General features: G+C 28.1%; 14 protein-coding genes and 1 tRNA gene. 2 read left to right on the top strand and 13 right to left on the bottom strand.

Going from position 1 to position 14608, the window contains the following annotated elements; all coding sequences use genetic code 11:
• Positions 1–11 precede the first annotated feature (11 nt).
• The 9 genes from L8X27_RS05720 to L8X27_RS05680 are packed head-to-tail and all read right to left on the bottom strand — an operon-like array spanning position 12 to position 9176.
• Positions 12–2201 (bottom strand): RelA/SpoT family protein, encoded by a 2190-nt coding sequence (locus L8X27_RS05720; RefSeq protein ID WP_263671841.1) that lies wholly within the window; start codon positions 2199–2201, stop codon positions 12–14.
• The gene (locus tag L8X27_RS05715; protein ID WP_133319250.1) at positions 2185–2403 is read right to left on the bottom strand and encodes a DNA-directed RNA polymerase subunit omega; all 219 of its coding nucleotides are present in this window, start codon (positions 2401–2403) and stop codon (positions 2185–2187) included. Before L8X27_RS05715 ends, L8X27_RS05720 begins: the two co-directional genes overlap by 17 nt.
• Before the next feature lie 9 nt (positions 2404–2412).
• Entirely contained in the window at positions 2413–3138 is a 726-nt protein-coding gene (pyrH, locus tag L8X27_RS05710) for a UMP kinase (RefSeq protein WP_133319251.1), read from the bottom strand.
• A gap of 55 nt (positions 3139–3193) precedes the next feature.
• Positions 3194–4369, bottom strand: coding sequence for a murein hydrolase activator EnvC family protein (locus L8X27_RS05705; RefSeq protein WP_263671839.1), 1176 nt, complete (start codon positions 4367–4369; stop codon positions 3194–3196).
• Positions 4366–5172, bottom strand: a complete 807-nt coding sequence (locus L8X27_RS05700) for an ABC transporter permease (protein WP_133319253.1) — start codon at positions 5170–5172, stop codon at positions 4366–4368. The genes L8X27_RS05705 and L8X27_RS05700 overlap by 4 nt, the downstream gene beginning before the upstream one ends.
• Positions 5159–5815, bottom strand: a complete 657-nt coding sequence (locus tag L8X27_RS05695; protein ID WP_263671837.1) for a cell division ATP-binding protein FtsE — start codon at positions 5813–5815, stop codon at positions 5159–5161. Before L8X27_RS05695 ends, L8X27_RS05700 begins: the two co-directional genes overlap by 14 nt.
• Positions 5816–5861: 46 nt before the next feature.
• A complete protein-coding gene (trmB, locus tag L8X27_RS05690) occupies positions 5862–7052 on the bottom strand; it encodes a tRNA (guanosine(46)-N7)-methyltransferase TrmB (RefSeq protein ID WP_263660620.1) in 1191 nt (396 codons plus the stop codon).
• Complete coding sequence (locus tag L8X27_RS05685; RefSeq protein WP_220566341.1) at positions 7052–8260, bottom strand: ferrous iron transporter A; 1209 nt, start codon at positions 8258–8260, stop codon at positions 7052–7054. Before L8X27_RS05685 ends, trmB begins: the two co-directional genes overlap by 1 nt.
• A complete protein-coding gene (locus L8X27_RS05680) occupies positions 8214–9176 on the bottom strand; it encodes an RluA family pseudouridine synthase (RefSeq protein ID WP_263671835.1) in 963 nt (320 codons plus the stop codon). The genes L8X27_RS05685 and L8X27_RS05680 overlap by 47 nt, the downstream gene beginning before the upstream one ends.
• 72 nt (positions 9177–9248) lie before the next feature.
• Between L8X27_RS05680 and L8X27_RS05675 the strand changes: the two genes are divergently transcribed.
• Positions 9249–10358 carry an FtsW/RodA/SpoVE family cell cycle protein gene (locus tag L8X27_RS05675; protein ID WP_087700555.1) on the top strand — a complete coding sequence of 370 codons (1110 nt, stop codon included), beginning with the start codon at positions 9249–9251 and terminating at the stop codon, positions 10356–10358.
• Between the two features lie 52 nt (positions 10359–10410).
• Positions 10411–10487, top strand: a tRNA-Ile gene (locus tag L8X27_RS05670).
• 635 nt (positions 10488–11122) lie between these two features.
• Here L8X27_RS05670 and L8X27_RS05665 read toward each other — a convergent pair.
• From L8X27_RS05665 to L8X27_RS05650, 4 genes are all read right to left on the bottom strand, one after another.
• Entirely contained in the window at positions 11123–11875 is a 753-nt protein-coding gene (locus L8X27_RS05665; RefSeq protein ID WP_263681132.1) for a hypothetical protein, read from the bottom strand.
• A 275-nt stretch (positions 11876–12150) separates the two neighbouring features.
• Entirely contained in the window at positions 12151–12645 is a 495-nt protein-coding gene (traN, locus tag L8X27_RS05660; RefSeq protein WP_263681143.1) for a conjugal transfer protein TraN, read from the bottom strand.
• A gap of 690 nt (positions 12646–13335) precedes the next feature.
• Entirely contained in the window at positions 13336–13608 is a 273-nt protein-coding gene (locus tag L8X27_RS05655; protein WP_133319257.1) for a hypothetical protein, read from the bottom strand.
• A 49-nt stretch (positions 13609–13657) separates the two neighbouring features.
• The gene (locus L8X27_RS05650; protein WP_263681130.1) at positions 13658–14524 is read right to left on the bottom strand and encodes a hypothetical protein; all 867 of its coding nucleotides are present in this window, start codon (positions 14522–14524) and stop codon (positions 13658–13660) included.
• Positions 14525–14608 lie beyond the last annotated feature (84 nt).

Genomic DNA, 14608 nt, shown 5'->3' with positions numbered 1-14608 from the left:
TAAAACCTTTTTTAGTGATTATTATATGCATCATTTAAAGATGTAAAATCTAAAATCTTATACCTAGCTTTTAATCTTTCTTTTGCATTTTCAACATCTATATTATTAGGTAATTCAACTTGCACTTCAAAATAATTTGCCACCACAGGCTCTGAATCGGCTGAATTAATACTTAAAACATTAATCTGCATTTTAGCCAAAGTAGTTAGAAAATCCGCTAAAGAGCCTTTTTTATTTTCTATAGAAACAATGATTTTGTAACTTTTTATCGAGCTATCATTCCAAGAAACAAAAACCATTTCTTTGTTATCTTCTATCATCTTCATTGCTTGTTCGCAAAGTTTATGGTGTATTGTAGCACTAGTTGAATGTCTAAAAGCGATGATTTCATCTCCTCTTTTAGGTCTACAACAATAATCAAAATTAATCGTAGTTATTTTATAATTAGAACCAATCACTATGCTTTCAAATTTTTGTTCATTTTGTTCAAATTTAGCTGCTTGATTTTGTCCTACATATTTTCTAAGAGCTATAATTACCTCTTTAAAATAATTAAAATCTAAAGCAATTTGTCTGAGCTTTTTATTAAATTTTTCTTTTTCAAGCCATTCTTCTATAAGTTTAGAATCTTTATTAAATGCCGTAGATAAAAGATTAATGGCAATTTTATTGTTTAATTCTTTTTTCTTTTGCTTACAAAAATCTCTTATACTAGCTCTAGCTTTTCCTGTTTTAACACTATCTATCCAAGAGCATCTAAAAAATTCTTCCTCTGAAGTTTCAATACTAACTATATCTCCATTTTTAAGCACAGTTAAAAGCGGGACTCTCATACGATTTACAAAGGCGGTTTTTGCATGAAGTCCTACTTTAGTATGAACCTCATATGCAAAATCCAAAGCCGTAGCTCCACGCGGTAAGGTAAAAATTTCACCTTTAGGAGAATATACTGCTATATCCTCAATATATAAACTATCCTTTGCATATTCATAAAGCTCAATAGCATCACAATCTTGTATATTATTTCCTTCTTCTTTACCATGCATAGAAATATCTTCAAGCCAATCTAAATTTGGTGTTGCAATATTTCCTTCTTTATATTTCCAATGTGCTGCAACGCCAAATTCAGCAGTTTTATGCATATCAAAGGTGCGAATTTGAGCCTCTATGATATTTTTTGCATCAAAAAGTGTTGTATGTAAGGTTTGATAACCATTTTGTTTTGGCAAGGCTATATAGTCTTTAAATCTTGAAATCAAAGGATTAAAATGCGTATGTAAAATTCCCAAAGCCAAATAACAATCATAAACTTTTTCAACCAAAATTCTTACACCTAAAAGGTCTAAAACTTCATCAAGCCCCACACCTTTTCTTTGCATCTTTAAATAAATAGAATAATTATGTTTAATTCTTTTATGTATAACAAAACTACCTTGTCTAAACCCATTTTCCAAAAATAACATTTCTATTTTTGAAATAAATTCATTAAATCCAAGTTGAATTTGTTGATCTTTTGCATTTATATAATTATCAATTTGTGCATATTCATCAGGAAGCAAAAATTTAAAACTTAAATCCTCAAGTAAATTCTTTATACTTGAAATTCCAAGTCTATGAGCTATAGGTGCATATACCACCAAGGTTTCTTCGCTAATTCTTTTTTGCTTATCTTCTCGTAAATAATTTAAGGTAAGCATATTGTGCAATCTATCACAAAGCTTTATTACAAGCACACTCACATCTTCAACACCCGCTAAAAGCATATTTCTAAAAGTCAGAGCAGATTTTGCAAGTTTCTCATTGGAATTAGAATGAGTAAGATGATCTTCTCTAATACTAACTATTTTAGTTAAACCTTGAACTAATTTTGTTACTTCTTCGCCAAAATTTGCATTTAACTCTTCTTCATTACAATTTGTATCTTCTAATACATCATGTAATAATGCGGCTATAATCATAGATTGTATAGGACTTAAAAAAGCTACAAAAGAAGCTACCAATATAGGATGAACCGCATAAGGTTCTCCACTCTTTCTAAATTGCCCTTCGTGTTTTTGGATACAAAACCCCACTGCTTTTTCCAAAACAGCAGATTGTGGAAAAACCATAAAAAGAATTTCTTTTGCTCTTTGTAAATCCTTGCAATTTTTTACATCATCAACAAGTTTATCTAGCAATAACTCATCATTTACCAGCTTCAATAAATCCCTCTAATACGATTTTATCTTCTGCTATTTCATATAAAGCAATATCAGTATATTTATATTTATTTTTATCTAAATTTACTAAAGGCTCTGCGCCATTTGCAAGCTCTTCAGCTCTTTTAGCCACCACAAGAGCTAATTTGTATCTATCATCTTTTAATTTTTTTAATGCCTTTGCAGCTATTTGTTCTACTCTCATTTTTTACCTTTAATCTTGATTTTTAACAATAGAGCATAAGCTCATATCGCCTTGGATAATTTTTAATAAATTTCCTTCTTTAAACATATTACATACCACAATAGGTAAAGCATTATCTTTAGCTAGAGCTATTGCTGTATCATCCATAACTTTTATATTATCATGTAAAGCTCTTTCATAGCTTAACTCATTAAGCATAATAGCATCATCAAATTTTTTAGGATCTTTGTTATAAATTCCATCTACCTTAGTTGCTTTAATGATCATATCTGCTTGAATTTCAACCGCTCTTAAAGTTGCAGCAGTATCTGTAGTAAAATAAGGATTGCCAGTACCACAAGCAAAAATAACTATGCGTCCTTTTTCTAAATGTCTATGTGCTCTTCTCATAATATATGTTTCGCAAAATGCTTCCATTTGGATAGCACTTTGAACCCTCACATCAAGTCCAGCACTTTCTAATGCTTCTTGCATAGCTATAGAATTAATTACAGTAGCAAGCATACCCATATGATCGCCACTTGTTCTTTTTATCAGTCCATCTCTTGCAGCAGATACCCCTCTAATGATATTACCACCACCTATTACAATACCTACTTCAACATTTTCATGAATCAAACTTTTTATTTCAGAAGCTATATATTTTAAAATAGAATTTTCTATACCAAATCCATTTTCTCCGGCCAAAGCTTCTCCAGAAAATTTAACCAATACTCTTTTTCTTTTATTGTTCATTAAATTTCTCCTTTGATTTAAAACTATATCAAAATTCGCATTAAAAAAAACTAATTTATTTAATCATTTCCAAAGGATTGATATGAAAATTCTTTTGGGTTACTTCAAAAGTTAAATCACTTTCAACCCTACCTATAATATAACCTTTTTTGATATTTCTACCTACTTTAACCCCAGGGGCAATTTTGTCTAAATGTGCATAAATAGTATGTATACCATCTTTATTTTCAACAATCACAACTTGCTTTAAAGTTGGAGTTGCTTTTGCAAAAACTACTTTTCCATCTAAGACATTTCTTACCGCAGCATTAGTACTATCACTTTTTAAAACTACATTTTCATTATAGATCTTAATATTATAAATAGGATCTATATAATTTCCAAATTTTTGCTTTACCGTATAAGATTCTAAAGGAGCTATTGTCTTAGGACCACTATAGCGCTTAACACTACTTGTTTGATAGCTTGAACCCACTTGTTTTATGTTTGAATTTGGCTTTTTATCATCCTTTTTTTGTGCTAATTTTTCTTCTTCTTTTTCTTTGATAATTTTTAATTTATTGAGTGTTTTTCTTAATTCTTGCTGTTGGGCTTGCAAATTAGAAAGTTTTCTAGTATAAATTTCTTTATCAGTTTTTTGTTTAGCTATTTCTTGCTCTTGTTTTTTTCTAAGGTTTTTAAGCTCATCAATTTGATCTTTATAAACTTTTAAATTATTATTAATTGTAGTAATTTGTCTTTGCTTTTCTTCTATTTTTTTGCTCACATCTTCATAATCTTTTGAAATTTGATAAAATTCTTCTTTGAAAATTTTATCCAAAACCCCAACTAACTCCAAAGCAATAATACTATCTTCACTTTCAATATAATTTTTAGGGATTGCTAAATCATAAGCAAAATCTTTAGCAATTAAATCAATTATTTTTCCTTCGATCTTATTTTTATTTTGCAAAAGATCTTTATTTTGTGCATTAAGCTGCTCTAATGCTTTTATTTGAGTTTTCACAGATCCTTCAAGTTTAGAAGTTTTTGAAGTTAAGGTGCTAATTTCTGAAGCAATTTTTTTTAAATTTTTCTCATTATCTAAAATTTCACTAGCTAAATCTTCTAATTTTTTAGATAATTGCTTTACTATGCGTTCATTTTCTTTAATATCTTTTTGCTTTTGTGCAATTTCATTTGCAAATAAAACAGAAAAGGAAAATAAAAAAAGCAAAAAGCATTTTTTCATTTTCTAACCTTAAACATCACAAAATTCACACAAGCAAAACAAACACAAAGCATTGCTAAAAAAATCAAAAATAAATGCGTGAAAATACTTATTTTAGGCAAGCTAATGTCTACACTTTGTAAAGCTAGTTTAATGGATTCAAGATCATAAACTTGGGTAAAAAATAATACAAGCAATAAAAATGCTATAAAACAATCAATAAAAACTATCTTATAAAGCATAAAAGATCTAAACCAAAATGGAGCACCAAGCAAGCACATGATTTCCACTCTTTGAGTATGCTCGAAAAGCCAAATTTTCATTTGTTTAAGCAATAATACAAAACTAAGCAATATTATAATAAACAAGAAAAACCATAATAAAAATTTCACTAAAACTAAAAGTTTATAAATTTTTGTATGCGTTTTTGCAAAAGTCTCCACTCTAGTAATGTTAGGATTTTTTAAAAGTTTATCTTTTAAAATGTTTAACTCATCTTCTGACAAAAGCTTATTAAGCTTTAAAGTATAAAATTTTGGCAATGTAGCTTTTAAAACCTCTATGTTTTTAGCTGATATATCATTTTTAAGTCTATCTATCATTTCATTTGGATTTAAAATTTCTAAAGACTGAAAATGACTTACTTGATCCTCTATGCTTTTTTTATCTAAGTGAGTTTTTCCTACTAAAATGATATTATAATCTTTATTTAAAAGTTTTTCATAATATTCAATAGTTTTATTTGTGATAATCAAAAACTCAAAAGCAAACATCATCACCATTAAAGCAAATATCAAAGAAAGATGATTTTTAAAAGATTTCATTCATTCTCCCATTTTCTATATTAAAACGACGATAATCAAGTCTTAAATTAGTAGGAATTCTATGTGTGACAACTACCACACAAGTTCCAAGTATTTCTCTAGCTGATTTTAATAAAGTCCATATAATATCTGAAGAATACTCATCTAAATTTCCCGTTGGCTCATCACATAAGAGTAATTTTGGATTATGTGCTAGGGCTCTTGCCATAGCCACGCGTTGCTGCTCTCCACCTGAAAGTTGAGCTGGCTTTTTATCAGCTTTGAAAGTTAAATTTACATGCTTTAAAAGCTTTGCAGCTTGTTCTTTACATACATTTTTACTATAACCTTTAATCATCAAAGGTAACATTACATTTTTTTCTACACTAAATTCTTGAACCAAACGATAATCTTGAAAAATAATTCCTATTTTTTGCCTAAGCTGCAAAAGTTCAGCATTAGAAATATCCACTAAATCATTATTGCAAACCTTTAAATTTCCATTTATTGGCTCCAAATCCCCATAAAAAGATTTTAACAAAGTTGATTTTCCACTACCACTTTTTCCTGTGATAAAAACAAAATCATTATCTTTTAGCGAAAAACTAGCATTTTCTATAACAAGCTCATCATAACCAAGACAAAGCTTTTTGGCTTCTATCATCACTGCTTTTTCCTTATCATTTGTTTGAAAGTTATTTAAATCATTATTATTTAATATAAGAATACAATATTTCTCTTAATTTTTCTATAGCTTTTAAATTTTCTTTAGTTTTAAAAGGTTGCTCAAAGATAAATTCTATCTTTTGTAAGTTTAATACTATATAAACATGTTCAGGTTTATAAAAAGCACCAAAAGCTATTTTAATAACAAGTTCTTCATCTTTAATATACATTTTTTCAAAATGCAAGAAAAAATCTTCGCCTTTAAAAACTTCATTTTTAAAATTCTTTTTTATACAAGCTAATTCTTTTGTATTTAATTTTAAATCCTCAATAGCAAATTTTTGATTTTTATTCAAGCTTTTACTCTTGCTAAAACCACTAATGATTAAATCATATATATCTTTATTTTGTCTTTTCCAACGATCTTCATATTTACTTGAAATTTCTAAATTTTCATTTTTTTTGATTAAAGCTTTTAAATGTGAGAAAGTTAAAAAAGTCTCCAAAGTAAAATCAAAATACAAAAAACTATCCGTTCTAAGTTCAAATTGTCCATCTTCTTTTAAAACCCTAGCACATTCATTTGCAAAATTTAACCCCACTACTCTACGGTGAGGCTTTTTATCCCAAGGAACAGGAAAATGCAAAAAGATTTTATCCACAAGATTAGATTCAAGTACGCTTAATAATAATCTTGCATCAGTTTCTATTAATAAAACATTGTTTAAATTTTCACTTAAAGCAAGTTTAGCTACTTGTTCTAATGCAGGAGTGTAAATTTCTATACCAATTATCAGTACATTAGGATTTTGCCTAGCTTGATAAAGTAAATGTCTACCGCTTCCAAAACCTATTTCAATATAAATCTGTTTTTTATTTTTTATTTGTTCTAAAATTTCTTTTAAATCATTAGCAATTAAAGGTGTTTTTTGGATTAACCTTGTGTGTTTTAGCGCCACAGCTTCACAAACTACATCTTGAGTAAAATTTTCTTTAAATACAAGTAAAGCCTTTTGCAAATACCCAATTTGCGAAGGCTTAGTATGTTTTTCACCCTTTATAAGCCATTCTTGACTTTTTTCATCTTTTTTAATTTGTAAAAAAAATTTTTCTTGGTTTATACGCGTAAAAAGCAAATCAACATTTTCACCTTTAGCAAGCCATAAGAATTCAACTCCATCTTTTTCAAAAGGAAGTTGAATTTCTTTTAAAATTTTACACTTAAAATTTGGCATTATTTTACCGCTGTAAATTTATCAGAAGCTTTTGATTCTATGCCATTTGCATCAATTGCAATAACTTCATAACTATATACTTTTCCAGGAGCTGCAGTAATATCTTTTAATTGTTTAGATTTAATCTCTTTAAACACAGCATTACTTCCACCACCACTTCTTTTAACTATGTATTCTTTAGCTCTATCATCATTATCAATCCACTCTACTCTAATACCATCATCTTCAACAGCACACAAAACAATACTTGGCGCTAATGGTGCTCCTAGGGTAATACCTTCCACAGGCTCACTTGCTATAGGACTTTCTAGGCCATCTTTATCGACCATACTAACTTTATAATATCTTTTTTCAGCCACACCTTTAACCACATCTTCATAAGTATTTTCAGAAGTTTTAGCTACCACACTAAAAGGTAAAAAAGTAGTTGAACTTGAATAAATTTTATAATAAGCAAAATCAGCATAATCAATTTTATCCCAAGTTAAAATAATTTTTCTTGGTGCGTCTTTACTTGCTTGTAAATTACTTACCATAGGAGGAAGGGCTTTGGTAGTTGATTCTACTATTTTACTTGGAGTGCTTTTAATACCATCATAAGTTAAAGCTATGATTCTATATTGAAAACTTTCATCAGGTTTTAGCGAATCATCTATATATTCAGCACTTAAGCGATTTTTGATTCTAGCTAATTCTTTAAATTTCATATCTTTCATATTTGCACGCTCAATGATGTATGAATTTACTCTTACATCAGGATGTGGTCTCCAAACTATTTTCACACGATTTGGCAACCCCACAATAGCTTGCACAAAAGGCACTGGATCAATCACTCTATTTGTAAAAGCTTCTATGCTTACACCATCTTGAGAAACTTGTCCAAGTTCATTAAAGGTTTTCATAGAATAATAATATCTTGTATTTGGTGCTAAATTTGTATCAGTATAGTGAGTTTGAAATTTATTTTTGATTTTTGCTATAAGCTCCATAGGTGCACCAGCTGCATTTGCTCTATAAATATAATAACCTGCTATATTTTGATCATACAAAGGTTCCCATTCAAACGCTATACTTGTAATATCACTTATACTTTTAATACTTGATATTTTTGGTAAAGTATCATTTACTTGAGCAATTTGCGGTGAACTTACGCTACAAGCACTAAAAGCTAAAGCAGAACTTAAGATAATCCAATGAAGTTTTTTCATCTATCTCTCCTTGTGTAAAATTTTCTTTTAAAATTTGATAAAAATCATCAAACATAGGAGCTTTTACAAACATCAACTCTTTAGTCCTAGGATGAATAAAATAAATCAAATACGCATGAAGCATTACTCTATTATACTTTATTTTTCCTTTATATCCGTATAATTGATCTCCTAAAATATATCGATTAAAATCTGCTAAATGCACCCTGATTTGATGAGTTCTTCCTGTGTATAACTTAGCAGCTATCAAAGAGCAATTTTTAGCGCTTAATAAATTTATAAAATCTGTTTTTGCATTTTTTGCTAAAGGATTTTTAGTATTTGTAGTAATTTTTTTAAGCCTATTGCTAGGACAACGCATAATAGCTTTTTCATTACTCATTTTATCATTTTTCAAAGGCAATTCACTCAAAGCAAGATAAAATCTACCCATACTTTTATCCAAAAGCTGATTTGCTAAAAATTGATGTGCTTGATTGTTTTTAGCTATGATGATAGCTCCACTTGTGCCCTTATCAAGTCTATGCACAAGCCCTGCTCTATGTTCTCCATTTAAATTTGATAAAGCATAGCCCTTATGCAAAAGCCAATCCACCAAAGTCGCTTCTTTAACACTACTTGCACCATGCACGACAACATTAGGAGCTTTGTTTAAAACCAAAACATCATCATCTTCATATAAAATTTCTATATCAAACTCAGGCGTGTAGCTTTCTTTGGCTTCTTTTGCTAAAGGTAAAAAAATACTTATTTCATCTTTTTGTTTTATTTTTTTAGAACTTTTATTTTCTATTTTTTCATTAATATATATGCAGTTTTCTTTGATTAATTTAGCAACTTGCGAACGACTTTGCTTAAGTATATCTGATAAAAAAACATCCAATCTTTCTTCACAAAGTGATGAAATTTTTAGCATATTATATTTCCTTGTGATAAAATTTGCAATTTTAACATATAATTATGTAATATTTTATAAAAAAGGGTAGCTTTGATAAAACTTGATAGAAGAATTTTAACACATTTTGACTTTGTACAACCTCTTTTAGTGTTACCTATCATAGCTATATCTTTTCTTTTAATTTATGAGGCAAATACGCGCTTAGCTGAAAAACAATTTATCTATACTTTAGTGGGTTTTGCAGGATTTGCGTTTTTTTTCTTTTTACCCTTAAGAAGACTAATGTGGCTTATACCTGTGTTATATTGGATTAATATAGCTTTACTTTTAAGTGTGGATATTTTTGGTGTTGAAAAACTTGGAGCTAGAAGATGGCTTGAAATACCTTTTACGCATTTTACCATACAACCTTCTGAAATTTTTAAGCCCTCTTTTATTTTAATGTTAGCTTATTTGATTTATCAAAATCCTCCACCGCCTAATGGCTATGGCTTAAAACAATTTTTAAAGCTAAGTTTTTATATTTTGCTTCCGTTTTTGCTTATAGCAGGAGAACCTGATTTGGGAACAGCTTTGGTACTTTTAATAGTAGGCTTTGGAACGCTTTTTATCATAGGGGTAAATTATAAAATTTGGCTTAGTATTTTTTTAGCTATAGCCATAGCCTCACCTATTATTTATAGTGATTTTTTAAAGCCTTATCAAAAACAAAGAATTCATGACTTCTTAGCTGAAGAGCCAAGTTACCATGTAAAACAATCCATCATCGCTATAGGAAGCGGTGGTTTGAGCGGAAAAAAAGCAGATGAAGCTACACAAACACATTTTAAATTTTTACCTATTTCTACGAGTGATTTTATCTTTGCATATTTGTCTGAAAGATTTGGTTTTATCGGTGCAGTTGTAATCATACTACTTTACACCTTACTCATTTTTCATTTATTGAGTTTAAATTATAAGCTCAAAGATGATTATTTTACAAGAGTGGTGACAAATTGCATTGCTTTGTTTATTTTCATATATGTAGCGGTAAATATATCAATGACCATAGGTTTTGCTCCTGTTGTTGGTATACCTATGCCATTTTTTAGTCATGGGGGAAGTTCTTTTGCTACTTTTATGATTTTCTTTGGAATTTTACAAAATTTAATAACCTTTAGATATTTAGCAATAGAAAAAGCGGTAAAAATAAAATTCTAAATTTAAATTAAGGAAATAAAGATATAATAACATTTTTATTTTAACTTCTGGCGGATTTATAGCTCAGTTGGTTAGAGCAACCGGCTCATAACCGGTTGGTCGCAGGTTCGAGTCCTGCTAAATCCACCATTTATTTTTTACTCCCGAGTGTTTTTTTGGCAAATTATATTCAAAATATTAAAAAAGAGTTTTTATATTTTCAAAAATAGCTTTTTGTATATTATATAAACAACCATAATAATAATTTATTTTACACCTAAATTATATATTAGGTATAAATCTTTTTCATAGATAAAACTAATTATACTATGTGAGCTATTATCATACTTTATAATATTTTCTAAAGCTTTGAAAAATCACTAGGAATTTTGATAATCAAATTTTCATTTTTTAAGTTTAATTTCTTAAATGATAGGTTTTATTATCATAGTAAAAACTTTGGTTTAAAAATACTTTTTTAAAAAATATATAGTCTTTATAAAAAAGCTTCTTGGTAAATTTTATTTAAAATTTATATCCAGATTGATATAAACCTTTATATCAATCTATGTTATTGATTTAATATCATCATATAAAACTTCATCTTGTGAATTTGGATTTGTAAAACCTTGTTTTAAAAGCATATATCTATTAAACCTAGTTACATTACCCAAATTCTTTAAAACATCTCTCTTGTATTGCTTTTAAAATCTTGCTATTTTTTAAATCAATTACAAAGTTTTTATTTTCATTAACAAATCACACCTACTAAATCTATCATTTACCTACTTCAATCTCACATTCATAATCATATTAGATAAAAAGATACTATCTTTATTAAAGCTTTTTAAGTTATATTCTAGTTTTAAGTATCTTTTTTGTATATCTTGCATTAAAGTTGAAAGATTGTATAAACTTAAACTTTCTAATATATTTATAAGTTCTATCTTGCTTAAAGTATTAAAATCATTTAACAAGCTAAGATAATTACTTATAATAGAAGAAGAATTGATATTGTGAAATACAATTTTATTTTTTATATCTTCTTTAATAAAAAATTGATTATTTTTTATATAAAAATAATCTTTAAGATGATGATCACTTAATATTTGATTGTAAAAACTTAAAAGACTTTCTTTACTATTTAAGTCTATAAAATTTAAAAATATATTTTCTTTTAATAATACTTCTTGTAATTGTTTTAAGTTTTTAAAAGCTTGATTTATACTAGAAGTATTTTTTAAAGCATAAATGATATTATCATCTTTAGAAATTTTTCTATTTATATTATATTGCAATAAAGGATTTTTATAAAGTGTATCACTATTGATCAAGATATTGATATGAAAAGATTCTTTACTTTTATTAGTTAATTGAAGCAAAAATATAACATCTTTTATAACTTGTAAAATATCATTTGCTACTTCACCATAGCCCCAAGTAAAGATAATATGATTATCATCTATATTTGTAGCACCAAATAATAAAGAAGGTGCAAAAATTAAAGCACTAAGGAATAAAATGTAAAATCTTTTCATCAATTGTATTAAAGAAGTTAAAGAGTTTGTTTGATATAATTATATTAAGGGTGCAACGCCAAAGGGGCGCAACCCTTTAGCGTTAATTTACCGCCCAGAAGGGAGGTGAGCATAATGCTAACAAAAATTATCCTTATAATTATACTCTTAACACTTTGCTATGTCAAGGCTCATTGAGTACCCCCTGCTTTTGCAGGGTTTAGGATAATCCCTTTGGCTTACCAAACAAACTTTTAACTAAACTCTATCTCCTTTCTATAATTTTATTTTTCTTTTTAATTAGTAGGTTTTCTTGTTAAATTCTCAAGATTGCTTTCAACCTTTTCTTGTATTTTTATAGAATCAGCTTGTATTTTATCTACATCAATACTTCCAACAATATCAGCAATAAAATCACTTAAATCTATTTCACTAAAATCTAACTTTTGAAATTCTTCTGGAGTAAATCCTCTACAATCAGGACTCTTTGGAGAACCCCAACCTCTTCCAATTTGTGGGCATCCTTGTTCATTAAATATTCTTGCTAATTTTGAATTAAAACAACAATGTGTTTTTTTATGCTGAATACAACCTATGAATTTAATTTTTTTAGAGCAATATTCACCAACTTCTACACATCTATTTTGCTTATTGAGTTTTGCTAGCTTTTTTTCATCTTCTTTACAAGGTACAAGCCCTATAAATACTTTATCTTTATCACAGCAACCACCACCAGTTAAACCAAAAAATTTGTCTTTAGAGCGACATCTATTATCTTTTCCATTAAAGATAAAAATTTGTCCTCCACAAGAACCATCATCTTCCCAACCATTATTATTTTCATCATTAATACCAACTTGAGTATCTTCATCTTCGATATGGCTAGTGCTTTTTTAAAACACAACTATTACATTTAAAATAGTTATCGTTTTAAACATACAATATCTTTACTAACTTCTAAAACTATCTAAAGCATAGCATTTATATTTTATTTTACAGTATAAACAGGACATAAAATAAAATATTTAGTATAGTATAATGTAGAAGAAAAAATTTAAATGGTAATGATTTTAAAAATATTTATAGCTTTGAAAAAATAGCTAAAATTATACTAGGGGTTAAATCTTTAAAATAAGATTTAATCTACTTTAGCAATTCATATAATAGCAAATATTCTATTTTTGAAATTGTTTCTTGAATATATTAACACTTACTCTTCATTAGTCAGGCAGTATTTTTCTTTATTAGAATTTAAATTCACAATATTCTTTCCTTGAAATTCACACTCTAAAAATTTTAATACATCACCTATTTAGCAAAACAATATCACTTTTTTACACATTTTTACAATAAAATACAAAGTATGTGCAAAAGTATGTGCAAATGAAAAATATTTCATTAAAGTATGGATGTTTAGGAATTTAGTTGGTAAATTACACGCCTGCTAAATCCACCATTTATTTTGCATTACAACTTGATTTTCAAAAAAACATTTTCCAATGATTTTTTAGTATTTTGATAATATTTTTGCAAATTTCTTTCTTTTTGCTTTCTTCTATTTGGAGTTTATCTAAAAAAGTTTCTTCAAGAGTGTTAATAAGTTGCATACATTCTTTTGCATTAAATCTTTCTACTTCGTTTAAAGGCGATAACGCTTTTAACAATAAATCTTTATATTCCATAAGAGTTTTAATATCTACCTCTGAAAGCTGGGCTAACAGAGATAGAAATTGTGCAAAATTATACAGTGGCATATATTTCTTTCTTTTTCCACAACATTATAAAATGTGCCTATATATCCGACTAATAAAATCTTTCATGATCTCCACCACCAAAAGTAACCGCTCGTGTTTCTGTGACATTTACACCTAAAGTATTAAATCTCATTGTAAAAGTAGGAGTATCGGTCAATGGTTTAGTGCACCATGTAGTTGATATTACAACTTTTGCTTCACCAGAATTATCAAATTCTTTATCCCATCTTTGTATAATTGGCACAGTTTGACCAAGGCCAACTAAGAGATTAGTTCCACTAAAATCAACTTTTTCTCCTGCAATTCCATCGGTTAATGTTAAAGTTGCACTGGTGTAGCATGAAGCAGGATCTTTCCAAGTATCATATATTGCATGAATGCGTTTTTGCACCTCAATACTTCCTACAATTGCTTCGGAATCAGCTCCATCCCATTCTTTATATTTCACTTTAAGACTAAAAATTCTACCGGTGTGTTCAGTAACTTTTCCAATAGGTTTAAAATTTAAATAAACTGAACCTTTATCATCAGTATGAAGCGTGCCTTTATTTACAAAATTAGTATAACCAAGATACTGATCTGGTTGAACATCTACACTAGAGTTTGGAATTAGTCCATATAGCTCTATAGTTGCTCCTGTATCAAATGGAATATTTTTTACATTTATTCTTGGACGAATTGGACCATTAAATACAGCTGTTTCACTAGCTTTTTCACTTCCATCTTCATATTCAACGCTTACTGTTATCGGACGAACATTAGGATTAATTGTTCTAAACTTAGTTAGCGCAGCACCTTTACTATCAAAATATTTTGGAATTAGATCTTCTTTTGGAAGTACTCCATCGCCGACAATACTCCATTTTATTTTTGCATAAGGAGTGCCTTTTGCCAATATACTGACAGTTTCAATCAAATATGGATTTAGCCTTGTTTTACCAAGAGTTAATTGAATTGGAATCTTCTTATAATTTAATTCTTTACTTAAATTTTTACCCAT

Origin of the sequence: Campylobacter sp. CNRCH_2015_1657, assembly GCF_025772685.1 — a bacterium.
In the GTDB taxonomy this organism is placed as follows: domain Bacteria; phylum Campylobacterota; class Campylobacteria; order Campylobacterales; family Campylobacteraceae; genus Campylobacter_D; species Campylobacter_D lari_D.
The sequence above is the reverse complement of the archived record's forward strand: the minus strand, read 5'-3'. Positions and strand labels throughout refer to the sequence as shown.